This window comes from Candidatus Pelagibacter bacterium nBUS_27, assembly GCF_051200985.1.
Lineage (GTDB): Bacteria > Pseudomonadota > Alphaproteobacteria > Pelagibacterales > Pelagibacteraceae > Pelagibacter.
On record NZ_CP172845.1, the window covers coordinates 390213 to 413837 of the forward strand.

Consider the following 23625-nt stretch of genomic DNA (forward strand, 5'->3'; position numbering starts at 1 on the left):
TGTGAATTTAAAATATATTTTTAAAATAATTGATAAGGGTGAGTGGCAAAAAGTAAAAGAGGCTGAGACTTATTTGGGCTCTTCTAAAGATGCAAAGGATGGTTTTATTCATTTTTCAGGAGAAGATCAGGTCAAAGGAACTCTTGAAAAGCACTATTCAAAACAAAAGAATTTAGTTTTACTTAAAGTTGAAACATTAAAATTAGATAATTTAATTTGGGAACAAGCCTCTGATGGAAATATGTTTCCTCATTTATATTCTTCATTAGATTTGTCTAATGTTGTAGATGAATTTGAAATCATCTTGTCAGATGATGGTACTCATAAATTACCTGATAATTTTAATTAATTTAATTTTCCCAAGTAATTAACCATCACAACACCAATAATAATTAATGTTATTCCTACAAGACCATAAATATTTGGAATTTGATTATATTTAATCATAGCAAATGCCACAACACCCACTACTGTTAATCCGCTATATGTTGAATAAGCGAACCCAACTGGAAGTGCATGCATAGCTTTTGCAATACAAAATAAGCAAATCATCATCAGTAGATACATGTAAATTATTGGCAAAGTCTTTGTGAAACCCTCAGATATTTTTGCAAAACTATTAGCAGCTATCCCAGCAAAAATACCAACAACTAAAAACAAATATCCAAACAAAGGTTTCATTTAATTATTTCCCAGAAGGTTTACCATTAAAACTCCAATTATAATAAAGACCAAACCAATTATTGAATAGAGATTAGGCATTTGATCAAATCTAAATATTCCAACAACTACAGTTGCAATGATTGTTAAACCCGCAAAGGATGCATAAGTAATACCCATTGGAATATTTTTCATTACCATCGAAAGTGCATACATGCACATAACAATCGTTATTCCAGTAATAATACTTGGAAATATAAGTGTGAATCCCTCAGCAGTTTTCGCAAAACTATTTGAAGTTACACCTAGAACAACTGCTAGGATTAGAAAACCATATGATGTGGCCAGACTCATTTAATAATCTTAAATTAAATCTTGATAAATATATATAATTATTTTGGTATTTTAAAGCCAGCTAGGGAAGGGTAATCCTTTTTCCTCAAGGAATTTTTTATTGAACATTTTTGTTGAGTATTTGTCACTTCGATCACAAAGAATTGTAACGATAGTTTTTCCAGGTCCCAGTTCTTTACCAAGTCTGATTGCACCAGCTATGTTAATTCCACAGCTTGTACCAAGGCTTAACCCCTCATTTTGAATTAGATCGTATAGAATTGGTAGTGCTTCATGGTCATCGATTGAATAAGCATCATCTATTTTAGCATTTTCAAAGTTTTTAGTTACTCTACTTGAACCAATTCCCTCAGTAATAGATCCACCTTCTGATTTTAACTCACCATTCTTTATGTAATTATAAAGAGCAGAACCTTTGGGATCTGATAAATAAATTTTTATATCTTTATTTTTTTCTTTAAGAGCATTACTTACACCAGAAATAGTTCCACCGGTTCCAGATGAGCAAACAAATCCATCAACCTTACCATCTGTTTGATCCCAAATTTCTGGTCCAGTTCCCTCATAATGACCTTTTGCATTTGCTGTGTTATCGAATTGATTAGCCCAGATAACACCGTTATTATTTGATGGTCTTAATTCATCAGCTAGTCTTGCTGCAATTTTTACAAAGTTATTTTCATCTTTGTAAGGTTTTGGTGCTACCAATCTAAGTTCTGCACCTAGGTTTTTTAATAAATCCTTTTTTTCCTGAGTTTGATTATCGTTCATTACAATAATGGTTTTGTACCCTAAAGAATTTCCTAAAAGGCCTAAACCAATTCCAGTATTACCTGCTGTTCCCTCAACTACAGTTCCGCCTTTTGAAATCAATTTTTTTTCTTGAGCATCTCTAATTAATGCTAATGCAGCTCTATCTTTAACAGATCCACCTGGATTTAAAAATTCAGCTTTACCATAAATATTACATCCTGTTATTTCTGATGCAGCTCTTAATTTTATTAAAGGAGTGTTTCCAATCCCTGAAATAAAATCATTTTGAATTTTACTCATTAATCTGATTTTGTATCACTATCTGGAGTAATACCGTAAGGTTTGAATTCGCTATCAGCGATTCCAACATTTCTTGCAGGAATGCCAACCATAACAGCTTTTTCTGGAACATCTTTTGTAATCACTGCGTTAGCACCAATTTTAGCACATCTTCCAACTCTGACAGGACCTAACACTTGTGCACCCGATCCAATAACCACATCATCTTCGATTGTTGGGTGTCTTTTAATATTACGCTGACCATTTGAATTTATACTTGGAGCAATTCCTCCAAGTGTAACCATATGATAGATAGTTACATTCTCTCCTATTTCTGAAGTTTCTCCAATTACAACTCCCATTCCATGATCTATAAATAAATTTTTTCCAATCTTTGCTTTGGGATGAATTTCAATACCGGTCAAAAATCTTGAAAACTGAGAGATTATTCGAGCCATCAAATCAAATTTTGCTACACTAAAAAAATTAGCAATTCTGTGAAAGAACACAGCTTTAACTCCTGGATAAGTTAAAATTAAACTTAACTTAGATTTTGCAGCTGGATCTCGATCAATTATAGATTGTAAAAAATTTCCCATGTTTTTTTGCTAGATTGACTTAAAAGTGATCTTTATATAGTCATTATAATTCATAATTAAAGAGGAGAATTTATGTACAGAAATACAAATTGTTTTCATTTAGCAGTACCTTGTGGTGATTTAGAGGTTGCAAAAAAATTTTACAGCGAAACATTAGGCTGTAGATTAGATAATTCTGATCAAGAATGGGCTGATGTTGATTTTTGGGGTAATGAATTAACTCTTCATGCAAGTGAGCATAAATTGGATAATGAAAGACATGATGTTGATATGGGAAATGTTTCTGTTCCTCACTTTGGCGTGCATTTATCAAAGAAAGATTTTGATGCTCTTAAACAGAGATTAAAAGATAATGGCACTAAGTATTATGATGAGCCATACTTAAGATTTAAAGGAACCAAGTACGAACAGGAAACTTTCTTCGTAAAAGACCCTAATGAAAATGTTTTAGAGATAAAAACACTTACAGCTAATCCAGAATAGTTAGTGGCTACCAATTATAAAACTATCGCAAAGAAATTAAAGTTTGAAGGAAGAGCATTTATTAATGGCAAATATGTAAATGCTATTGATGGTAAAAAATTTGAAACAATAAATCCTGCAACAGGTGAAAAACTTTGCACTGTTGCTAAATGCAATCATAAAGATGTTGATCTTGCAGTCAAAGTTTCAAGAAAAGCTTTTAATAGCGGTGTTTGGTCAAGATGTTCTCCAGAACATAGAAAAGAAATTTTATTAAAATTTGCAGAATTACTTCGAAAACATGGAGATGAAAATTCAGTTTTAGAATGTGTTGATACTGGAAAATTAGTTACAGATTGTATTAATGAAGTCGCCAATGATGCTCCAATGCATTTTCAGTGGTATGGAGAACTTATAGATAAAGTTTTTGGAAAAGTTGGTCCAACCGAACCATCTATTACAAGTTTAATAGTTAAAGAACCAATAGGTGTTATTGCAGGAATTGTTCCTTGGAACTTCCCTTTAATGATGGCTGTTTGGAAAATGGCACCAGCATTAGCTGCAGGTTGTTCAGTAATAATTAAGCCAGCAGAAGATACTCCTCTAACTGCAATTAGAGTTGCTCAAATTGGTAAAGAGGCCGGAATTCCAGACGGTGTATTAAACGTTCTTCCAGGATATGGAGATGTTGGTGAGGCTCTAGGTCGACATAAGGATATTGATGCTGTTTCATTTACAGGCTCAACTGAAGTAGGTGGATATTTTTTAAAATACTCAAGTGAAAGTAATTTAAAACCTGTTGCACTTGAAATGGGTGGTAAAAGTCCATTCATAGTTTTAGAGGATGCAAAAATTAATGATGATTTGATTGATAATGCAATAAATTCTGCTTTTTGGAATGGTGGCCAAAACTGTTCAGCAAACATGAGGCAGATAGTTCACAAAAAAGTTAAAGATGAATTTTTAGATAAAGTAATAAAAAGAGTAAAAAAATTAAAAGTAGGTGATCCATTAGATTTAAAATCGAATATGGGGTCTATGATTTCAAAAGGACATTTACAAACAGTCGATGGGTATATTCAAAAAGGAATAGATGAAGGTGCAAAACTTTTATCTGGTGGAGTATCAAACAATAAACAAAAAGGCTTTTATGCAAAGCCAACATTGTTTGACGGATTAAAAGAAAATATGACCATTGCTCAAGAAGAGATCTTTGGTCCAGTATTAGGAGTTTTGACAGTTAAAAATGATGAAGAGGCTTTGAAAATTGCAAGTAATTCAAAATATGGATTACATGCTAGTGTATTCACCCAAGATATAAATAGAGCTTTTCATCTAGCAAAAAGTTTACCTTGTGGAACAGTATCAATTAATACTTTTTCAGAGGGAGATATTAAAACTCCATTTGGAGGCTATAAACAATCAGGTTCATTAAGCAGAGATCAAGGAACTGAAGCTCTTAATTCATTTCTTCAGACAAAAACTATCTGGATTAGTCATCAATAATTACTGCGACCATTAAGTTAAAAAGACAAAGCTATATATATATCTTTTGTAACTTTATTTCCTTTGACTTACTTTGTTCATTCACGTTAGACTAAATTTTTAAATTAATAGGAGAGAGATAATGAGAATAATTAAAACTACACTTGTAGCTGGATTAATTTCACTTTTTGCTACTTTTTCGACATTTGCTGAGAAGGTAAAAATTGGAGATCCAGGTTGGACAGGTGCAACAGCCATTGCAAACTTATTAGCTGCAGTTGTTACAGATAAAATGGGTGGAGAAGCAGAACTTGTTCCAGGAAACAACACTGCTATTTATGGTGCGATCGACAGAAGTAAAGGTGAGATTGAAGTTCACCCTGATATCTGGTTACCAAATCAACAAGCTTATACAAATGATTTAGTTCCAAAAGGAACTTTAAAATTAAGTAGCAAACCATATGAAGGAAACCAAGGTTATTGTGTTTCTCAGCAATTTGCGAAAAAATTTAATATTACTGCAATTGAAGATTTAGGAAGACCTGAAGTTGTTAAAGCTATGGATAGTGATGGCAATGGTAAAGGTGAGTTCTGGATTGGTGCAGATGGTTGGGCTTCAGCTAATGTTAACCAAGTTAAGTTAAGAGACTATGGTTTATATGATGCAGGTATCGAACCAATAAGAGCAGCAGAAGCAGTTAAGAATGCAAGAGTTCTTGACTCTATTAAAAAAGGCGAAGGCTATGCATTTTATTGTTACAAACCGCATGCGATTTGGGGAATGGCTGATGTAGTTATGTTGGAAGAGCCAAAATTCGATCCAGCTAAATACAAAATGGTACAACCTAAAGAAGATGCTGATTGGTACAAAAAATCATATGTAGCTTCTAAAGACGCACTTAAAAAAATTCAAATTGGATGGGGAACTTCTCTAGAAAGTAAATCTCCAGCTATTGTTGAATTCTTTAAGAACTTTCAACTAACAGCAGATGATGTATCGGCTATGGCTTATGCAATTTCAGTTGAGAAAAAAAAACCAGCTGATGTAGCGAGAGCTTGGATGAAAGCTAACAAATCAACAGTTGATGGTTGGTTAGGTCTTTAATCTAAAATAAATTATTTATACTCGGCAATTTTATATTGCCGGGTATATTTTCCTCAAATAAAAGAAAGTTAAATGGATTCATCTGGATCAGCAATTAAAATTGAAAATGTTTGGAAAGTGTTTGGTAACACTTCGAACGAAGCAATAGATGCAATTCAAAATAAAAGAATTTCAAAAAATGAAGCCTTAGAGAAATATAACTCAGTTATAGGTGTATCCGATGTTTCTTTTGATGTTAAGCAGGGTGAAATATTTTGTGTAATGGGCCTTTCAGGTAGTGGAAAATCAACATTAGTTAGGCATATCAATAGACTTTTAGAACCAACATCTGGCAAGATTTTAATCAACGGTCAGGATGTAATGACACTTGATAGAGATAATTTACAAGAATTAAGAAATAAAAAAATTGGTATGGTATTTCAAAACTTTGCACTAATGCCTCATAGATCTGTTGTTGATAATATCGCAATGCCTCTTGAAATTAGAGGTGTGAGCAAAAACGATAGATTAGATGCTGCAAATAAAATTTTAGATATTGTTGAATTACAAGGTTGGGGAAATAAATTTGCTCATGAACTATCAGGTGGAATGCAGCAAAGAGTAGGGCTTGCTCGAGCATTAGCAGCAGATCCAGATTTTTTATTAATGGATGAACCGTTTAGTGCATTAGATCCATTAATTAGGAGACAACTTCAATCAGAATTTATTAAACTTTCAAAACAAATGAAAAAAACGACTGTTTTCATTACTCATGATTTAGATGAAGCCGTAAGAGTAGGTCATCGAATTGCAATTATGAGAGATGGTAAAGTTATTCAGGTTGGAACACCTGAAGAAATTGTTGTTAGTCCAGCAGATGATTATGTCGCTGATTTTGTTAAAGGTATTTCTAGATTAAAAGTAGTTCAGGCTAAATCAATAATGCAATCAGTTGAAAATTTTGAAAATAAAAATGGAAAACTTTCAAATGATTTAGAAGCTGTTAATGAAAGTGATTTATTGAGTAAACTTATTGAGACATCAGCTTCAAGAGATAAACCAATCATTGTAAATAATGATCAAAATAAAATTGTTGGGGTAATTTCTCAGTCTGATCTTTTAAAAGCAGTTATTGAAGGAGAAGATGGTGAGTAAAGAACTTAACAACCCTTCAAGATCTCAGTTAATAACTGATTTTGTCAAAACAAATCCAGAATATTATATTGAGAAATTCCAACAAATAGGTAGTAAACCTACTTTTTCTTTTTCATTTAATCTATATGCAGCAATTCTTGGACCAATTTGGTTTGGAATGAGAAACATTTGGAATTGGGCTTTAACTTTTCTAATTATTGAAACTTTTTCTGTTGTTCAAATAATAAGAGGTTTATTTGGAAATATTACAAAGGATGCTATTCAAAAAATTGAACAGGTACAATCTACTATTGCCTTTAGAAACAAACAATTAGAAGCAGCTATAACAAATAATCCGGATAAAGTTGACGTCTATAAAAGAAATATCAAATCACTAGAAGACGCTATGCAAGGTTATATTGATGAAGTTAGTAGAATTGAGGCATCAGCCATCTGGATAACAATTTTTGGAATAGCACTTTTAATTTCAATTAAGATTATTCAGGGTGTTCTTGCAAACTCTAAATTAGAAAAAAGATATTCCGAATGGTTATCTGACAAATCAATAAGCCCTGGTATGCAAACTAAAAACTATATTTTAAGTACAGTTTTTGCTTCTGTAATTATGTTCTTTTCAGTAGTGCACTACAGTTTTCCAGGTTTAATTGTAATTATGGATGAATTTCCAACCCATCCAGATATCAGATTGACTTCTATTACCTGGGTAGAAAAAATTTTTAATTATGCTGTATTAAAAGGGGATGCATTATTTACTGCAATTACAATTGGTATTAGATCTGTTTTAGATTTTTTAGAATTATTATTTGTTAAAACACCTTGGATAGTAATCATAACTGCAATAGTGACTTTAACAGGGCTATCTGCTGGTCCTAGAGCTGCAATCTATTCAGCAGGTTTTTTATGTTACATGGGCTTTTTAGGTTTTTGGGTTAAAGCAATGACAACACTCGCATTACTTGGAACAGCAGCAATTTTAAGTATCGCAATTGGAATACCACTTGGAATTTTTTGTGCAAGACGACAAAGATTTTATTCAATGATAAGACCAATAATGGATTTTATGCAAACAATGCCAGCGTTTGTATTTATGATACCTGTAATTGCATTCTTTGGAACAGGGAAGGTTGCAGCAGTTATAATTACGATGATATTTGGTGGAACTCCTGTTGTTAGATTAACAGTACTTGGATTAAGAGGAGTGCCAGAGACAATCAGGGAAGCTGCAATAGCTTACGGTGCAACTAAATGGTATTTACTAAGAAAGGTAGATTTACCTTTAGCCACTCCATCAATTTTAGCAGGAGTAAACCAAACTGTAATGTTAAGTTTAGCAATGGTTGTAGTTGCATCACTAATTGGAGCAAAAGGTTTAGGACAAGATGTACTAGAAGCTTTACAATATGCTAATGTTGGTCAAGGTATACTCGCAGGTGTTGCGATATTATTTGTAGCTTTAATTTTAGATAGGGTTGTTCAAGGTAAGAAAAGAGTTTAATAAAACCTAATGGAATTTCTGTTATTAGGTTTCTTTACTGGTTTAAGTCTTATTTTAGCAATTGGTGCTCAAAATATTTTTGTAATTGAACAAGGGTTAAAAAAACAACATGTATTTCTTGTTTGTATAGTTTGCTCTATTTCAGACTTAATTTTAATTTTTCTTGGAATATTTATTTTTCAATTTTTTAATCAGTATTTTAATTCAATTGTTGAATTATTATTCAATATAGCTTTAGTCATTTTTCTACTTCATTTTATTTATTCAAAAATAAAGAATTATAATACGGCAGTCAATTTTGATACAGATTTAACAAGTATTACAGCATTTAATATTTTTTTAAAAACTCTAGGATTTACATATTTAAATCCACATGTTTATTCTGATACAGTATTCTTTTTAGGAAATTTTTCAAAGAACTTCATAATAAGTCAAAAAATACTCTTTGGAGTAGGTGCATCAATTGCATCTTTTTTATTTTTTTTCTTAATTGGATATCTTTCAAAATATCTTTCTAAATATGCGAAAAGTAAAAAAATTTGGAATATAATTAATATCTCAATAATTATTTTTATGAGTTTTTTAACATTGTTTATTATAACAAAAATGATTAATTAAATATTATGAGTAAAATTTATATAGATGATGTAGGTGAGGGATATCCTTTAGTATTAGTTCATGGTTTTTTAGGCTCATCTGAAATGTGGTGTAATCAAAGAAATTTTTTTTCAAATTTTTGTAGAGTAATTTCACCAGCTTTACCTGGATTTGGTGAGAGTAGTGGTGTCCAATCGTTAGACTCAATTAATAAAATGGCAAAGTTTGTAATTGACACAATTGATGAAAAAAAAATAGATAAATTTAATTTACTTGGTCATTCAATGGGTGGAATGATAGTTCAAGAAATAACTAAAATTGCTGGTAACAGAGTTAATAAATTAATTTGTTTTGCAACAGGATCTATTGGCGAAATACCTGGAAGATTTGAAACAATTGATGAAACGAGAAAAAGATTAAAAGAAGAGGGTGCAGCTGTATCATTTTCAAGAGTTCCAAAGAAATGGTTTGTAAAGGGTGACCAGGATAAAAATTATTATTTATGTGCAAATGCAGTTAAAAATGTTTCTCTAGAGACTGCTGATAATGCACTTAAAGCGATGAAAAATTGGTCAGGTATAGAAAATTTAAAAGATATTAAGAATGAAACATTAATTGTTTGGGGTGATAAAGATACGGCTTATAACTTTGACCAAGTTGATACACTTAACAAAAAAATTAAAAATAGTAGACTAGAAATCTTTAAAGATTGTAGTCATAACGTACATCTTGAAGAACCAGATAAATTTAATGATTTAATTAAGAGTTTTGTTAACCAAAAAAAATAGTTATTAGTTTGAATAACCATATTTTTTTAACCTGACATCACCCGTTCTAGCGTGAGCTTCCATTCCTTCATATCTAGAAATTCTAGCAGCCGCAGCACCAACTAATTCTGTAGACTCTTTAGTCATTCTTTGGAAACTTAATGTTTTAACAAATTTTCCAACAAATAAACCACCAGTATATCTTCCGGCACCTTTAGTTGGTAAAATATGGTTTGTTCCAGAACATTTATCTCCATAAGCAACTGTAGTTTCTTCACCAATAAATAATGAACCATAGTTTGTTAATCTGTCATGAAACCATTGTAGATTTTCTGTTTGTACCTCTAAATGTTCAGGTGCGTATTCATCACTGATTTTAACCATTTCTTCATCTGTATCACAAAGAACAACTTCACCATAATCTCTCCAAGCAGCATCAGCATTCGTTCTTGGAACTTCTGGCAGTTCAGCTATTAATTCAGGAACTCTTTTCATTACTTTTTCAGCGAGATCTTTGCTTGTTGTGTATAGCCAGCAAGGTGAATTATAACCATGTTCGGCTTGACCAACTAAATCAACAGCTACAATTTCTGGATCTGCTTTAGCGTCAGCAATAATTCCAATTTCAGTAGGACCTGCAAACAAGTCAATTCCAACTTTACCAAATAAAATTCTTTTCGCTTCAGCAACAAATTGATTACCAGGACCAACTATAATGTCAGCTGGAGGGTTATTAAATAAACCATTTGTCATAGCAGCAATAGCTGGAACACCACCTAAGTTTAAAATTACATCTGCACCACATAAATCAGCCGTATATATTATTGTAGGATGAGCACCCACACCTTCTTTTGGTGGGCTACAAGCTATTACATTTTTAACACCTGCAACTTTTGCAGTTGTTACACTCATAACAGCTGATGCAATGTGAGCATATCTTCCACCAGGCACATAACAACCTGCAGTGTTTACAGGTACAAGCTTCTGACCTGCAAATAAACCCTCTGAAAGCTCTACTTCAAAATCCTGACCATAGTTTTTTAATTGCGCTTCAGCAAATTTTCTAACTCTATCGTATGAAAACCGAACATCGTCTTTAGTTTTTTGATCAAGTGTTTTTTTAATCTCTTCAATTCTTTCTTTAGAAACAATAATATCACCATCGTATTTATCAAATTTTTTTGTTAAATCGATACAACCTTGTTCTTTTGTAGTCTCAATATTTTTTAAAAGATCTTGAACTATACCTGTTGTTTTTGTGTCGTCAGTTGATGATGTTTTTGGTGATTTTTTTAAATATTGTATAGCCATTGATTATTTCCTTTGTTTTAAGAACATCTTAATAAAGTAAAAATGAATTTTATTCAATGATTTAAAAATAAAATCTATAGGCCATATTTACACTAGTCACACAAAGAATGATCACTAAGAGATATAAACTTATATAATCGATTGGTTTCATAAATTTAATTTAGAATTAATCTAAGGCAACTACTGCTGCTGCAATAGAAGCTAGTCTTGCTTGAGCTTCATCAGATCTGCTTGTAATTACAACTGGAACTTTACCACCAACTACAACTCCAGCAGCACAAGCTCCCATAAAATAAATCATCATTTTCACTAAACCATTTCCAGTTTCTACACTTGGAACTAACAAAACATCAGCTTCTCCAGCTACTACATTTTTAATCCCTTTTATAGCAGCTGATTTTTTTGAAATACTATTATCAAATGCTAACGGTCCAAAAACATCAGCTTCTAAATTTTCTTCTTTTGCAAGTTTTGTTAATTCAGCAGCATCTAAAGAACTTGGAACACTATCCAAAACTTCTTCTGTAGCTGATAAAACAGCAACTTTTGGCCTAGATATTCCTATTCTATTAGAAAAATTAATTACATTTTTGAGAATATGCATTTTTGTTTTAACATTGGGTAAAACATTTAAAGCACCGTCTGTAATGATTAAAGGTTTGCCATCTTTTTCAACAGTCATGTGCCAGATATGACTTAATCGGGTTTTTCCTAACAAATTATATTCACGTTTTAAAACTTCTTTCATTAACACATCTGTGTGAATATGACCTTTAACAATTATCTTTACTTTTTCTTCGCTAGCAAGTTTTGCTGCAATTTTTGCTGTAGCATTTTCTACAGGTTCATCAATAATTTCATACTGAGAAATATCCCATTTTAAATCCTCTGCACATTTTAGAATTTCTTTTTTGTCTCCTATAAAAATAGGTTTAATTAAATTTTCATTTACTGCATCTTGAACAGAAAGCATGGGTAAAGGTTTACCAGCATTAACAACAGCAACTTTTACACCTTTTTTTTTATGTGCTTCATCTAACAAGTTGTTGGGACAAATAATTTCTTTATTTGAAAGCATAAACAATGATTATAATTAAATTTTATAATGTATATAGTAGATTTTATTATTTTAGATATTAAATTTATTAAATGATTAAAGAATTCAACATTAATTTTACTAAAAAAGAAATATCTTTGATTTATCAAAAAGTAAAAGACTATCCGTGGGATTCTGTAGCTAATTTAGAAAATTGGGATCACGGAACCAATAAAGGTTATTTAAAAGAATTGTGTAACTATTGGGTTAAAGATTTTGATTGGGGCAAACACGAATTAGAACTTAATAAATTTTCCAACTTTACTACGAATGTAGATGGAGAAGAAATTCATTTTATTAAAGAAAAAGGAAGTAGCTCAAATTCTGCGCCATTATTGTTAATGCATGGATGGCCAGGATCTGTTGTTGAATTTTTAGATATTATCGAAAAACTTGCTCATCCTGAAAAGTTTGGAGGAGATAAAAAAAACTCTTTTGACGTAATCGTTCCTTCATTACCTGGCTTTGGTTTTTCAAGCAAACCTTCAAAACCACTTGGCCCAAGAAAAATGGCAGGAATGTTTAACAAACTCATGACGGAAAATCTTGAATATAAAAATTACATAGCCCAAGGAGGTGATTGGGGAGCAACTATTGCAAACTGGATTGGTTATGATCATTCAAATTTTTGTAAAGCAATTCATATAAATTGTCTTACTATGCGTCACCCAGATGGTCCTCAGTCTGTTGAAGAAAAAGATTGGCAAATAAGATTTGATAAAGATCAAATTATGCAAGATGGATATAGGACACAACAAGCAACAAAGCCCCAAACTTTAAGTTACGGAATGATGGATAGTCCAGTCGGAGTAGCTGCATGGATAATTGAAAAAATGCATGCTTGGTCTGATTTAAAAGATAACAAAATTGAAGGTGTCTATTCAAAAGATAAATTATTAGCAAATATCATGGTTTATATTTTGACCAAAACCTTTGATACAGCAACTTGGATTTATTATGGAAGAAGAGAAGAGGGTGGAAGATTTTTTCCAAAAAATTTTAAAAAAATAGAAATTCCAACAGCTGCAGCAATATTTCCTGCTGAAATGTCTGAATGGCCACCAAGATCTTATGTTGAGAGAATATTTAATATCAAACAATGGACTGAAATGTCAGCTGGTGGTCACTTTGCAGCTTTAGAAAAACCAGATCTACTTGTTAATGACATAAGAAAATTCTTAAGAAGTTTAAGATATGATCCTTATGATGAGAGGGGTGGGCAATCTAATCTTTAAGAACTCGAATATCTTTTTCATTAAGACTTAAAAATACTTTTTCACCAACTTCAAATACATCATTTGTCTCATTAGCAATGACGTATAATTTACCCATCTCAGAGTTTAAAATATATTGGTAGCTACTACCAACAAAAGAAGCATTATTTACCGTTGCGTGAATACAATTCTTGTTATCAACTCTATCAATTTTAATTTTCTCAGGTCTTAAGGCCACAGAAACAGTTTTATTAAAATCATTATCGCTTTCAATTTTTACTTTTATCTCTGCTAATTTTAATTCATAAATATTTGATTGTTTGTTTATTATTTCAGCTTTAACTACATTTGCATCACCAATAAAATTAGCTACAAATTTATTTTTTGGAAAGTTATAAAGATCTTTTGGACTTCCTTCTTGAGCAATTACAGCTTTATTCATAACTATAACTTTATCTGATATTGCTAAAGCTTCTTCCTGATCATGTGTTACATAAATTGTTGTTACTCCAAGTTTTTGTTGAATTTCTCTTATATCTTCACGAACTTGTCGTCTTAGTTTTGCATCTAAATTTGAAAGAGGTTCATCAAATAATAATACTTTAGGTTTTAGTACAATTGCTCTTGCAACTGCTACTCTTTGTTGTTGTCCTCCAGACAACTCAGAAGGCATTCTTTTTTCGTATCCCTCTAGATTTACTAGTTTTAAAGTTTCTAAAGCTTTTTCAATATATTCCTCTTTATTTACATTGATCATTTTTAACCCATAAGAAACATTTTCTATAACACTCATGTGTGGGAATAAGGCATAAGATTGAAATACCATTGAAACATCTCTGTCAGTTGCTGGCAGCAGGGTAACATCTTCATTATCAACTAATATTTTTCCTTCTGTTGCTCTTTCTAATCCAGCAATTATTCTTAATGATGTAGTTTTTCCACATCCTGATGGACCAAGCAATGTTGTTAAAGTTCCAGCTTCAAAACTACAGCTGACATTATCTACAGCCACAGTTTCATTAAATTTTTTTGTAATATTTTCAAATTTTACTTCAGCTTTTTTCATTATCCCAAGTTTCCTTGTAAAATTCCTGCAGATTGATCTCTTCTTCCTAATTTTCGTTGGCCTATTATTAATTGCATAAGTAAAATTGTAAACAACATAACAATTATTAATGCTGATGAATATACTATCGCTAGACCATAGTCATTATTTTCTAATCTTCCTAAGATGTATGAAACGGCTAAGTCATAATTTGCACTTACAAGAAAGATAACAGCGCTAATAGCAGTCATTGCTCTTACAAAGCTAAACACTAAAGATGCAGTAATTGCAGGTTTAAGTAATGGAAGAATTATATTTCTGAATGTTTGAGAGCTAGATGCATTTAAAGTTGATGAAGCTTCATCTAAATGAGGATCAAGTTGATTCATTGCAGCTATTCCAGCCCTTACTCCAACCGGCATATTCCTGAATACAAAAGCAATTACTAGAATTATTCCTGTTCCAGTCAATTCAAGAGGCGGAACATTAAAAGCAAAAACATAGCTTACTCCAATAACACTCCCAGGGATTGCAAAACTTAACATTGTCCCAAATTCAAAAGCATTCTTACCTTTAAATTTATGCCTTGTGAGAAGATAGGCTGTTAAAATTCCTATTGCAGCTGTTGGTAAGGCAGAAATTATTGCTATGGTAAATGTTGTATTAAAAGAATTCCAAGCAGTACCAGTCCACAATAATCCTCTATCTTTAACCCAGTCAACGCTAAATGCTTCAATATAATGTTTTAAGGTGAAACTATGATCAACGCCCCACATTTCAACAAAACCTCCAAACATAATCATCACATAGATAATAAATGTCATTAACGCCCAGGGAAGTACGGTTGAATAAATTACCCATTTAGTTTTTTGAGGAAGTTCGGGATGCACGCCGCTATCACCTTTACCAGAAATTGAAATATAAGATTTTTTACCCAACCACTGATTTTGAAGATAAAATATTACAAGAACAACAGATAATAAAATCATTGCTAAAATTGCTGCTTTTGTTTCGTCATATTGCGCACCAACAATTGCAAAAAATATTTCTGTAGACAAAACATCATACTCCGCTCCAAGTACTAATGGATTACCAAAATCTGCTAAGCTTTCAATAAAGCCAATTAAAAATGCATTTGCAATCCCAGGTCTCATTAATGGTAAAGTAACAGTTTTAAAAACTTGCCATTTAGAAGCTCTTAATGTTTGAGAAGCTTCTTCCATTGAAGGGCTAACACTTTCTACAACTCCAATTAAAATCAGAAATGCGATAGGGGTGAAGGCTAGTGTTTGTGCAAACCATATTCCTGGTAAACCATAAATCCATCTAGAAGGTTCAATATCAAATCCCCACTCTAGAAAAGTACTAACTACACCAGTTCTTCCAAATAAAATAATTATTGCTAAACCAATTACAAATGGTGGAGTAATTATTGGTAAAACAGATAATATTCTTATTGTTTTTTTAAATCTAAAACTAGTTCTTGCTATTAAAAGAGCGAAAGCTAATCCTAAAATGGTTGATGAAAATGCAGTAAGAGTTCCCATAGTAACTGTGTTCCAAAAAACTCCACAAGCATAATCACTATAAGTACAATCTAAACCCCAAATACCTTTATTAAATATTTTATCTGAGAAATTACTAATTTCATAACCTCCCTCTGTTCCTTTAAAAGCAACTGTAAACATCCTAAAAATTGGGAAGAATACAAAAGTAGAAACTAAAATAATGATACTTCCAATGCTACCAACAATAAAATTATCGCCATTTAGCCATCCACGTGAGGAAAGACCATGAGTAATATAGAATATAAATGTACAGCAAGTTAAAACTGCACCCAATCCAACTCCAAACTGATTTTCTACATCCCCAAAAATTGATTGAAAAATTTCAAAATTCCATCCTCTAATACCAATTGAAAACCCTTGTAGAAAAAAATAAAAAAAACCAATTAATCCTGAATATAAAAAAATCTTTGAGTAAAGAGGGTTATTTTGGTTTAATTTGATTGTGGTTAAAGGAAAAAATAAAGGAATAGTTAAAGGTAAAAGCCAATATTTTTTATTTATAAATACTTGAGGTAATACTGAACCATAATCTTCTAAAGAATATTCCTTAATCCAGTTAATAGAGAAAAACCCGTCACCTGTTACATACCAAGGAAAGATCAGGAAACCCAATCCTCCTATGAGTATCCAACAGATAACGAGTCCTCTCATTAATTCCTAATATTATCTAGGAATTACAGATACATCGTTATCCCATTTGGATAACAGACCCGCTCTAGTACTTTTATCTCCATAAACTTTAAAGTTATAATCAATTAAGTTTATAGTTGATAAATCTGGAGCATCAGGATCAGCTTGTGCTTTAGTATTAGATGGCACCTGCAAAGATTTTCCTGAAGTGAAAACCATAGTTTGAATCGGGGGACTTAAAGCCCAGTCATAAAACTTTTTAGCTTCCTTCATATTTCTTGCACCTGCAATAATACTCATAGATCCAACTTCATAACCAGTTCCTTCTTCAGGAGAAACAGTTACTACAGGTAAACCTTTTTTAGTTTGTTTAACACCGTCATGTTGGAAACAAATACCTATTAGGTTTTCACCTCTACCAGTTGCTTTAATTGGAGCAGAACCAGATTTAGTATATGTGTTCACATTCAAATGAAGAGCCTTCATGTAATCCCAACCTTTATCTTCTCCAAAAATTTGAATAATTGTAGCTAAAGTTGTGTAAGCAGTTCCAGATGAATTTGGATTAGCTATTTGGATTTCACCTTTATAAATAGGTTTAGTTAAATCCATCCATGATTTAGGAGCTGGTAAACCTTTTTTTGCTAAAAGTTCTTTGTTATATCCAAAACCTAATGCACCAACATAAATACCAACAGATTTATAGTTTGCATTTACAGCTTGGTTTTGAGCTGCTGGTAATAAATCATTAAAATGTTTTGATTTATATTCTGCAGTTAGATTTTCTTGAGCAGCTGTTAGGTGTGGATCACCTGTTCCACCAAACCAAACATCTCCTTTAGGATTTGAAGATTCTGCTTTAATCTTAGCAAAAGTTTCACCACTACTTGCTCTTGTCATTGCAACTTTAGTGCCTGTTTCTTTTTCATAAGCCTGTTCCAGCATTTCACAAACATCTATTTCAACACTGCAATATAAAGTAAGTTTTGCAGCTGAAGCTTTGTTTGTTAGACCGAACAAAGTAAATAAAAGAACCAAAGCAATTGAAGCTAGTTTCATTATATTTTTCATTATGTCCTCTCTCTAGTTAATATTTTTAAAACTTAGTATGAATTAATAAGGTTTGTCACTATTTATTTCAAAGTTATGACAGATTTTCAATTTGTGGTTTAATTAAATTTGCTAATAAAAGGAACTTCTATATAAAAACTATTAATGGAAATTGTAACTAAGATTGCACCAATTTGTTTAGCATTAATTATGTTAGGACTAGGTCTTGGTCTTTCAGTTAAAGATTTTACAAGAGTATTAAAAACTCCAAAGGATTTTTTTGTTGGTTTTTTTTCTCAATTAGTAGTTTTACCAATAGTTGCCTTAGGTGTAGCTTTAGCATTAGATCTTTCAGCTCCATTAGCTGTTGGTTTAATGATTATTGCTGCAGCACCAGGAGGAGTTACTTCAAATGTATTAACTAAATTTGCAAATGGAGATGTAGCATTATCAATTTCTTTAACTGCAGTTGTAAGTTTAATTAGCATTATATCAGTTCCATTTGTTGTCATTAACTCAGCTGAATTTTTAGGAGTAGTTGTTTCAAAAAATATTTCAATGACAGGCATTGCATTAAAGATGGCATTAGTTGTAACAGTACCAGTTATTATTGGAATGATTATTAGAGGTTTTGCTGAAAACTTTATTTCATCTAAAATTAATATTATTAATAAATTAACTGGCTGGTTATTTATAATTGTTTTTGCTGCAATTTGGATTGAAGAAAAAGATAATATTCTTAATTATCTTGCTCAAGCAGGTTTAGCTGTTTTAATTTTAAATGTTACGATGATGTTGATAGCATATTTTATAGCTAAAAAATTTGTATCAGGAATAGCTCAACAAAAATGTATTGCATTAGAGTGCGGTTTACAAAATGGAACTTTAGCAGTGTTTGTTGCAACATTAATGTTTGATGATATTGCTTATATGATACCAACAGCAGCTTATGCACTTACTATGTATATAACTGGTTTTATCTTTATTTATATTTTAAAGAAATCTAATTAGTATTTGTAATCTTAATCTGGTTAATAATTCTATACAAAAAGTTACTTAAATTTTTCATATTTTTATTTTGCAAAGTAATATATTTTTTTAACGTTAAACCTGTCACGTTCATTGTAATAAGTTTTTTTTCATTAATATGTAAAAAATCATCTTCAATTAATCTTTTTATCTTTCTAGCAACTGTAGGTCTAGGAATACCTGTTATATCTGATAATGACATAGTATTAACTCCGACATCATCAGCTCCTTGAGCTAACATTGTCCAACTTTTTCTATTTAAATCTTTTACTTTAAAACTTTTATTACCTACTGTATTTAATAGAACTACAAGCCCAATAGCTAAAGTTTCTAAATCAGCAACATTATTCCTCCAACGATTGGTAAAAATAAATAGTAATTTATAAAATTGATACCAACAAAAAGAAAAATTATTTTTAAGTGACGCTGTAATTTCACTAGTATCAAATATATTATTAGTTATCTTTTCCTTTACTAATATTTCATTAAACTTATTAAGTAAGACACTTAATTCATTTAAAGTTTGTTCTGCTTTTGCAGTGGTAAAGGCAGATCTATCTACAAAAATCTTTTTTCCAGTTTTTTTAATTACTCCTGATTTCTCTAATTCTTGAAGTTTACGTCTTACACTTTCTTTAGGTATATGAAGATCACTTGAGATATCAGTTATATTTATTTTTGGAATTTCTATTGATTTATCTTTATAAAATGTATCGTAATCAATCACTAATCCATTTTTTCTAAAGAATATTAAATCTTTATTAATGAAATAGATTAAAATTATGAATTTATCGATGTCTTGAAAAACATTGTATGAACGAATAAGCCAACTAGAAATTAATTTAAACCAATAGGGTGCTATTTTACTAAAATTTTTATTGATAATTTTAAAGATTTTATCTTCATCAATTTGATTGGATATACTGGGTAATTGCTTCATATATTTATAAGACCCATTTTGGACAATATGATTGTATGAGTCAACCCATTTTGGACAACGGTACTATATCTAAATTTATTTACACATGATTAATTGTCATCAATGAGTACAGAAAGCTTAAATAGAACATCTGCTGTTACTATAGACCCCTCTCCGGTAATTAACACTAGAGTTAACGTTGATGTTCTAAAGCAAAGAATAATTGTTCAAAAAAAAAAGATAGATTAAAAAGAACAATAATCTTTTCAACTATATGTTTATCGATAGGCGTCTTATCGATTTTAGCTAATTAAAATTTCTAAATCTTTTTTTATTATATCTGGTATTGAGATTTCTTTTTTAAGATTTTGTTTATATCGATTAAACTTATTTTGTCCTGGATACATTATTTCTTTAATACCTTTAATTTTTGGAAGTTTTTTAATTGTTTTAATATTGTCTTTAATTCTTTGGTTGTAATTTTTTTGAAACAAATTTGCTTTAAAAGTTATAAACAAATGACCAATGTTTTGTGGACCAGAGAAATCGTCAAAAGGATCTTTAACTCTTCCTGCATGATTACCACCAGTTAAAACTCCACTCAAAATATCTACCATCCAAGCAAGTCCAGATCCTCTAAATCCTGCGATTGGAAGCTGAACACCTGCTAAAGCTTTTTTTGCATCAGTTGTTGGGTTGCCTGATTTATCTAGAGCAACACCCTCTGGAATTTTTTGATTGTTTCTTGCAGCCACTCTAATTTTACCTCTATTTATAACTGAGATTGATGTGTCTAATATAAAAGGAATTTTAGAACCAGTAGGAGTTCCAAAACAAACTGGGTTTGTTCCAAATAAAGATTTTAAAGCACCATGGGGAGCGACAGCAGGGGGAGCATTTGTATATATCATTGCGATTAAATTTTTCTTAACAGCTTGTTCCGCGTAGTAACCAGATAATCCATAATGACCACTATTCTTTACAGCCACCATTCCAATTCCAGTTTTTTGAGCATGTTTAATTGCTGTCTTAATTCCAAGATCTGCTGCAACAAAACCAATACTATTGTTTGCATCTATATGTGAAACAGACTGAGAAATTTTCTTTATTTTAATTTTAGGTTTTGGATTTATTACTTTTTTTGAAATACGATCGCAGTACATTTTAAGTCTTGATAAACCATGACCATAAGCTCCAACTAATTCTGCATTAATTAATGCATTAGCAGAAATTAAAGCATGATCTTTTTTTAGACCAAATTTTTGAAAGATTTTTGTGATTTCTTTTTTAAGAATTGGGGTTTTCACTATTACCCTTTACCACGCCATGGAATATATTTATCTATAAGTTTTCTTAAAGTTACATCAAATAATAAACCTAACATTCCCATAACAAAAATAGTGATCCAAATAACTTCGTATTGGAAGTATTTTTTAGCAACGTTTTCAACAAAACCAATACCAGTAGTACCTGCTAAAAACTCAGCTGCAACTAAGGTTCCCCAACACATACCAATTGCAACTCTAACTCCAGTTAATATTTCTGGTAATGAATTTGGAAATATTACATATCTAAGTATTTGCCATTTAGAAGCACCTAATGAGTGTGAAGCATGAATTTTTGATAATTGAGTTCCAGATGCCCCAGCTCTAGCTGATATAATCATGATAGAGAAAGAAACCATGAAAAGTAAAAATACTTTTCCAACGTTATCAATACCTAAAACAGAAATAATTAGTGGAGCCCATGCAAGTGGTGGAACCGGTCTATATAATTCAATTAATGGATCAAAGAAACCTTTGGCAAATCTATTTAAACCCATAAATAATCCAAGAGGCACCCCTAGGATAATTCCTATTACCAAACCTAGTAATACTCTTAAAAAAGAATCCCATATGTGACCCATAGGAATAGGTATTTTAAATAAACTAAATTCACCAGTTACAACACTTAAAACTTTACTTTTAAAGTTAGGTTTAACGACACCAAATTCATTATGCACAGGGTATTTACCAGGCATAATGTCTGCAATCCAATCAGGTAAAATAAAACCAACTATTTTACTAACGTCCATCATCTCAAACCAAAGTAGTGGAATATTTTTGAATCCAACACTAGGTTTTGATAAAAGAATAAACTTATCTAAAGTATCAGAGGGTTTTGGAAGCCATCGACCTGAGCCTTGTTCTGAACAATTTGGACCACTTGATACAATTGTACCTGCCGGAAACAAAATAACATCAACCAATCTTAAAGAGCCTTGTTCATTTTTTTGAACTTCATCAAATGTAAGAATTGATTTTTGTAATTTATTTAAAGTTGTTGGTGGAAAAATACTTGCGTACTCAATTCGTCTAGCAATTTTAAGTATATCTTTAGCTAATGTTGAGGCCACTTCCTCACTATCGCTTGCTGCTTTTCTAAATGCTTTAACATCATCTTTAATTTCCTTCATAACAGATTTGTATTGGAAGTTATGATTTCTTAATTTAAAGAATGCGTCGCTAATGACTTTAAGTTCTTGAGCAGCTGCATCAAATTTTAAACCTTTATCTGTTTTTGGGATAGTTGGAACTTCAACTTTATTCTCAACAGCTGTTCCTGATGCTCCCCAGCCACCTTCAGCCTGAGCATCAATTAATCTTTTATTTCTTTGTTCTGTTGTTTCATAAGGGTAATCTTTTTTTTGAAACTCTAAAGATAATTGATCAATTTTAATTGCAAGTTCATTAATTTTAGCTTTGGTTTGACCATCTAATAAATTTTCATTAGTTAGTAATGGAATGGTTGACTTGGTCTTATCAATTAATCCTATTAAAACTGATCTGTGTTGTTCGTTAATTTCTTTCGAATTTTGAATTTCATTTTTTAACTTAACTATATTTTTATTCTCTGCTTTAATAATAGACGTACTTTTGAATTCTCTTTCTTCAATCGGGAATAAATATTTTAGTGATAATAAAGAGTCGTTTACTTTACCAACCTGACATAATTCATTAGCTGACTGAGGATAAAATGATTTTGCTATATCCCATGAATAATAAAGCCATGTTAATAAAATAACACTACTTCCAACAATAATCCAATGAGTGCCACCTTTGGCTCTTTCTGGATTTCCAAAAACAGCATCTACCTTTTCAGTTCTAATAAGTTTTCGGCCATACATAATACAGCCAATAATTGCCACAATAATTACAAAGGTGATAATTTGAGTAAACATTCTATGTATCCTTACCCATTATTTCTTCTTCCATGTTCCATATCATGGTTAAGATTTCTTCTCTTTTACTTGTAAAATCTTTAAGATTTTTAATATCTCTTAAATCTTCTTTTAATCCCATAGAAGCAAATGGAAGATTGTACTCTTTATGTATACGTCCAGGTCTTGGTGCCATTACATAAAGTCTTTCACCTAATAGTAATGCTTCTTCAACTGAGTGAGTGATTAATATAATTGTTTTTCCTGTTTCCTTCCAAATTTTTAAAACTAAAGACTGCATTTTTTCTCTAGTAAGTGCATCTAGTGCTCCAAGAGGCTCATCCATTAAAATTAAATCTGGATCATTGATCAAGCATCTTGCAAGAGCAACCCTTTGTTGCATACCACCAGATAACTGATAGGTAGGGGTGTTACCAAATCCTTGAAGACCAACAATTTCTAACCATTCTTCAACTTTTTTTGCTGTTTCAATTGGATTTACTTTTTTCATTCTTAATCCAAAATTTACATTTTCAGCAACAGTTAACCATTCAAATAAAGCACCTTGTTGAAATACCATTCCTCTTTCAACACCGGGTCCATTAATTTCATTATCACCCAATGTAATTTGACCTGAGGTAGGTCTTAAAAATCCAGCTGTAATATTTAGTAAAGTTGTTTTCCCACATCCAGAGGGACCAAGAACTGTTAAAAGCTCTCCTTTTTTTAAAGTAAAATTTACATCTTTTAATGCGTGAACTGTTTCTCCTTTAGGAGTTTTAAAAATCATGTTTAGATTTTGAGAAACCAAATCACTCATAAGAATACTTTATATTAGATTATTTTAAAAAAATAGGCACCAACTATTTCTAAT

24 protein-coding genes are annotated in these 23625 nt (G+C 31.2%); 11 read left to right on the forward strand and 13 right to left on the reverse strand.

Annotation, left to right across the window (positions count from 1 at the left end; all coding sequences use genetic code 11):
- Position 1: 1 nt before the first annotated feature.
- Positions 2-349 carry a DUF952 domain-containing protein gene (locus ACIJYG_RS02085; RefSeq protein ID WP_435097971.1) on the forward strand — a complete coding sequence of 116 codons (348 nt, stop codon included), beginning with the start codon at positions 2-4 and terminating at the stop codon, positions 347-349.
- Here the strand turns inward: ACIJYG_RS02085 and ACIJYG_RS02090 are convergent.
- The 4 genes from ACIJYG_RS02090 to epsC are packed head-to-tail and all read right to left on the reverse strand — an operon-like array spanning position 346 to position 2645.
- Positions 346-681: a DMT family transporter gene (locus ACIJYG_RS02090; RefSeq protein ID WP_435088811.1), complete on the reverse strand. Its 336-nt coding sequence runs from the start codon at positions 679-681 to the stop codon at positions 346-348. The two genes, ACIJYG_RS02085 and ACIJYG_RS02090, sit on opposite strands and share 4 nt — an antisense overlap.
- On the reverse strand, positions 682-1014 hold the full coding sequence (locus ACIJYG_RS02095; protein WP_435097974.1) for a DMT family transporter: 333 nt from the start codon (positions 1012-1014) through the stop codon (positions 682-684). It lies immediately after the preceding gene.
- 51 nt (positions 1015-1065) lie between these two features.
- Positions 1066-2067 carry a cysteine synthase A gene (locus ACIJYG_RS02100; RefSeq protein ID WP_435097977.1) on the reverse strand — a complete coding sequence of 334 codons (1002 nt, stop codon included), beginning with the start codon at positions 2065-2067 and terminating at the stop codon, positions 1066-1068.
- On the reverse strand, positions 2067-2645 hold the full coding sequence (gene epsC / locus ACIJYG_RS02105; RefSeq protein ID WP_435097980.1) for a serine O-acetyltransferase EpsC: 579 nt from the start codon (positions 2643-2645) through the stop codon (positions 2067-2069). The genes ACIJYG_RS02100 and epsC overlap by 1 nt, the downstream gene beginning before the upstream one ends.
- A 72-nt stretch (positions 2646-2717) precedes the next feature.
- On the opposite strand from epsC, the gene ACIJYG_RS02110 reads away from it, so the two are divergent.
- The 7 genes from ACIJYG_RS02110 (at position 2718) to ACIJYG_RS02140 (ending at position 9711) form a co-directional block, all read left to right on the forward strand.
- Positions 2718-3128 carry a VOC family protein gene (locus ACIJYG_RS02110; RefSeq protein ID WP_435088819.1) on the forward strand — a complete coding sequence of 137 codons (411 nt, stop codon included), beginning with the start codon at positions 2718-2720 and terminating at the stop codon, positions 3126-3128.
- 3 nt (positions 3129-3131) lie between these two features.
- On the forward strand, positions 3132-4613 hold the full coding sequence (locus ACIJYG_RS02115) for an aldehyde dehydrogenase (RefSeq protein ID WP_435097983.1): 1482 nt from the start codon (positions 3132-3134) through the stop codon (positions 4611-4613).
- Positions 4614-4734: 121 nt separating this feature from the next.
- On the forward strand, positions 4735-5697 hold the full coding sequence (locus ACIJYG_RS02120; protein WP_435097986.1) for an ABC transporter substrate-binding protein: 963 nt from the start codon (positions 4735-4737) through the stop codon (positions 5695-5697).
- A gap of 72 nt (positions 5698-5769) precedes the next feature.
- Entirely contained in the window at positions 5770-6831 is a 1062-nt protein-coding gene (locus ACIJYG_RS02125; RefSeq protein WP_435097989.1) for a quaternary amine ABC transporter ATP-binding protein, read from the forward strand.
- Complete coding sequence (locus tag ACIJYG_RS02130; RefSeq protein WP_435097992.1) at positions 6821-8326, forward strand: ABC transporter permease; 1506 nt, start codon at positions 6821-6823, stop codon at positions 8324-8326. The genes ACIJYG_RS02125 and ACIJYG_RS02130 overlap by 11 nt, the downstream gene beginning before the upstream one ends.
- A gap of 9 nt (positions 8327-8335) precedes the next feature.
- Positions 8336-8944 (forward strand): LysE/ArgO family amino acid transporter, encoded by a 609-nt coding sequence (locus ACIJYG_RS02135; RefSeq protein WP_435097995.1) that lies wholly within the window; start codon positions 8336-8338, stop codon positions 8942-8944.
- A 5-nt stretch (positions 8945-8949) separates the two neighbouring features.
- Positions 8950-9711 carry an alpha/beta fold hydrolase gene (locus ACIJYG_RS02140; RefSeq protein WP_435097998.1) on the forward strand — a complete coding sequence of 254 codons (762 nt, stop codon included), beginning with the start codon at positions 8950-8952 and terminating at the stop codon, positions 9709-9711.
- A 3-nt stretch (positions 9712-9714) separates the two neighbouring features.
- On the opposite strand, the gene hisD is transcribed toward ACIJYG_RS02140, so the two are convergent.
- Complete coding sequence (gene hisD / locus ACIJYG_RS02145; protein ID WP_435098001.1) at positions 9715-11001, reverse strand: histidinol dehydrogenase; 1287 nt, start codon at positions 10999-11001, stop codon at positions 9715-9717.
- Positions 11002-11167: 166 nt separating this feature from the next.
- Positions 11168-12079 (reverse strand): bifunctional enoyl-CoA hydratase/phosphate acetyltransferase, encoded by a 912-nt coding sequence (locus tag ACIJYG_RS02150; RefSeq protein ID WP_435098004.1) that lies wholly within the window; start codon positions 12077-12079, stop codon positions 11168-11170.
- A 71-nt stretch (positions 12080-12150) separates the two neighbouring features.
- Here ACIJYG_RS02150 and ACIJYG_RS02155 point away from each other — a divergent pair, with 71 nt between their 5' ends.
- Positions 12151-13332, forward strand: a complete 1182-nt coding sequence (locus ACIJYG_RS02155; RefSeq protein ID WP_435098007.1) for an epoxide hydrolase family protein — start codon at positions 12151-12153, stop codon at positions 13330-13332.
- Here ACIJYG_RS02155 and ACIJYG_RS02160 read toward each other — a convergent pair.
- The 3 genes from ACIJYG_RS02160 to ACIJYG_RS02170 are packed head-to-tail and all read right to left on the reverse strand — an operon-like array spanning position 13322 to position 17625.
- Positions 13322-14377 carry an ABC transporter ATP-binding protein gene (locus ACIJYG_RS02160; protein ID WP_435098010.1) on the reverse strand — a complete coding sequence of 352 codons (1056 nt, stop codon included), beginning with the start codon at positions 14375-14377 and terminating at the stop codon, positions 13322-13324. The two genes, ACIJYG_RS02155 and ACIJYG_RS02160, sit on opposite strands and share 11 nt — an antisense overlap.
- A complete protein-coding gene (locus ACIJYG_RS02165) occupies positions 14377-16575 on the reverse strand; it encodes an ABC transporter permease (RefSeq protein ID WP_435098013.1) in 2199 nt (732 codons plus the stop codon). Before ACIJYG_RS02165 ends, ACIJYG_RS02160 begins: the two co-directional genes overlap by 1 nt.
- Positions 16576-16587: 12 nt before the next feature.
- Positions 16588-17625 (reverse strand): ABC transporter substrate-binding protein, encoded by a 1038-nt coding sequence (locus ACIJYG_RS02170; RefSeq protein ID WP_435088839.1) that lies wholly within the window; start codon positions 17623-17625, stop codon positions 16588-16590.
- A gap of 144 nt (positions 17626-17769) precedes the next feature.
- Here ACIJYG_RS02170 and ACIJYG_RS02175 point away from each other — a divergent pair, with 144 nt between their 5' ends.
- Positions 17770-18615 carry a bile acid:sodium symporter family protein gene (locus ACIJYG_RS02175; RefSeq protein ID WP_435098016.1) on the forward strand — a complete coding sequence of 282 codons (846 nt, stop codon included), beginning with the start codon at positions 17770-17772 and terminating at the stop codon, positions 18613-18615.
- Here ACIJYG_RS02175 and ACIJYG_RS02180 read toward each other — a convergent pair.
- Positions 18608-19573: a MarR family transcriptional regulator gene (locus ACIJYG_RS02180; protein WP_435098019.1), complete on the reverse strand. Its 966-nt coding sequence runs from the start codon at positions 19571-19573 to the stop codon at positions 18608-18610. The two genes, ACIJYG_RS02175 and ACIJYG_RS02180, sit on opposite strands and share 8 nt — an antisense overlap.
- Before the next feature lie 102 nt (positions 19574-19675).
- Between ACIJYG_RS02180 and ACIJYG_RS02185 the strand changes: the two genes are divergently transcribed.
- Positions 19676-19801 carry a hypothetical protein gene (locus ACIJYG_RS02185; protein ID WP_435098022.1) on the forward strand — a complete coding sequence of 42 codons (126 nt, stop codon included), beginning with the start codon at positions 19676-19678 and terminating at the stop codon, positions 19799-19801.
- Positions 19802-19854: 53 nt separating this feature from the next.
- On the opposite strand, the gene ACIJYG_RS02190 is transcribed toward ACIJYG_RS02185, so the two are convergent.
- Genes ACIJYG_RS02190 through ACIJYG_RS02200 form a run of 3 tightly spaced genes read right to left on the reverse strand, consistent with a single transcriptional unit; the run spans position 19855 to position 23571 of the window.
- Positions 19855-20859, reverse strand: coding sequence for an Ldh family oxidoreductase (locus ACIJYG_RS02190; RefSeq protein ID WP_435098025.1), 1005 nt, complete (start codon positions 20857-20859; stop codon positions 19855-19857).
- 2 nt (positions 20860-20861) lie between these two features.
- Positions 20862-22772 carry an ABC transporter permease gene (locus tag ACIJYG_RS02195; RefSeq protein WP_435098028.1) on the reverse strand — a complete coding sequence of 637 codons (1911 nt, stop codon included), beginning with the start codon at positions 22770-22772 and terminating at the stop codon, positions 20862-20864.
- 1 nt (position 22773) lies between these two features.
- Positions 22774-23571: an ATP-binding cassette domain-containing protein gene (locus tag ACIJYG_RS02200; protein ID WP_435098031.1), complete on the reverse strand. Its 798-nt coding sequence runs from the start codon at positions 23569-23571 to the stop codon at positions 22774-22776.
- Positions 23572-23625 lie beyond the last annotated feature (54 nt).

What these genes read in the sequence shown, in the direction of transcription:
- ACIJYG_RS02090 (WP_435088811.1), bottom strand. Translation starts at nt 681, where the DNA reads ATGAAACCTTTGTTTGGATATTTGTTTTTAGTTGTTGGTATTTTTGCT.
- ACIJYG_RS02095 (WP_435097974.1), bottom strand. Translation starts at nt 1,014, where the DNA reads ATGAGTCTGGCCACATCATATGGTTTTCTAATCCTAGCAGTTGTTCTA.
- ACIJYG_RS02100 (WP_435097977.1), bottom strand. Translation starts at nt 2,067, where the DNA reads ATGAGTAAAATTCAAAATGATTTTATTTCAGGGATTGGAAACACTCCT.
- epsC (WP_435097980.1), bottom strand. Translation starts at nt 2,645, where the DNA reads ATGGGAAATTTTTTACAATCTATAATTGATCGAGATCCAGCTGCAAAA.
- ACIJYG_RS02110 (WP_435088819.1), top strand. Translation starts at nt 2,718, where the DNA reads ATGTACAGAAATACAAATTGTTTTCATTTAGCAGTACCTTGTGGTGAT.
- ACIJYG_RS02120 (WP_435097986.1), top strand. Translation starts at nt 4,735, where the DNA reads ATGAGAATAATTAAAACTACACTTGTAGCTGGATTAATTTCACTTTTT.
- ACIJYG_RS02125 (WP_435097989.1), top strand. Translation starts at nt 5,770, where the DNA reads ATGGATTCATCTGGATCAGCAATTAAAATTGAAAATGTTTGGAAAGTG.
- ACIJYG_RS02130 (WP_435097992.1), top strand. Translation starts at nt 6,821, where the DNA reads ATGGTGAGTAAAGAACTTAACAACCCTTCAAGATCTCAGTTAATAACT.
- ACIJYG_RS02135 (WP_435097995.1), top strand. Translation starts at nt 8,336, where the DNA reads ATGGAATTTCTGTTATTAGGTTTCTTTACTGGTTTAAGTCTTATTTTA.
- ACIJYG_RS02140 (WP_435097998.1), top strand. Translation starts at nt 8,950, where the DNA reads ATGAGTAAAATTTATATAGATGATGTAGGTGAGGGATATCCTTTAGTA.
- hisD (WP_435098001.1), bottom strand. Translation starts at nt 11,001, where the DNA reads ATGGCTATACAATATTTAAAAAAATCACCAAAAACATCATCAACTGAC.
- ACIJYG_RS02150 (WP_435098004.1), bottom strand. Translation starts at nt 12,079, where the DNA reads ATGCTTTCAAATAAAGAAATTATTTGTCCCAACAACTTGTTAGATGAA.
- ACIJYG_RS02155 (WP_435098007.1), top strand. Translation starts at nt 12,151, where the DNA reads ATGATTAAAGAATTCAACATTAATTTTACTAAAAAAGAAATATCTTTG.
- ACIJYG_RS02160 (WP_435098010.1), bottom strand. Translation starts at nt 14,377, where the DNA reads ATGAAAAAAGCTGAAGTAAAATTTGAAAATATTACAAAAAAATTTAAT.
- ACIJYG_RS02165 (WP_435098013.1), bottom strand. Translation starts at nt 16,575, where the DNA reads ATGAGAGGACTCGTTATCTGTTGGATACTCATAGGAGGATTGGGTTTC.
- ACIJYG_RS02170 (WP_435088839.1), bottom strand. Translation starts at nt 17,625, where the DNA reads ATGAAAAATATAATGAAACTAGCTTCAATTGCTTTGGTTCTTTTATTT.
- ACIJYG_RS02175 (WP_435098016.1), top strand. Translation starts at nt 17,770, where the DNA reads ATGGAAATTGTAACTAAGATTGCACCAATTTGTTTAGCATTAATTATG.
- ACIJYG_RS02180 (WP_435098019.1), bottom strand. Translation starts at nt 19,573, where the DNA reads ATGAAGCAATTACCCAGTATATCCAATCAAATTGATGAAGATAAAATC.
- ACIJYG_RS02185 (WP_435098022.1), top strand. Translation starts at nt 19,676, where the DNA reads ATGAGTACAGAAAGCTTAAATAGAACATCTGCTGTTACTATAGACCCC.
- ACIJYG_RS02195 (WP_435098028.1), bottom strand. Translation starts at nt 22,772, where the DNA reads ATGTTTACTCAAATTATCACCTTTGTAATTATTGTGGCAATTATTGGC.
- ACIJYG_RS02200 (WP_435098031.1), bottom strand. Translation starts at nt 23,571, where the DNA reads ATGAGTGATTTGGTTTCTCAAAATCTAAACATGATTTTTAAAACTCCT.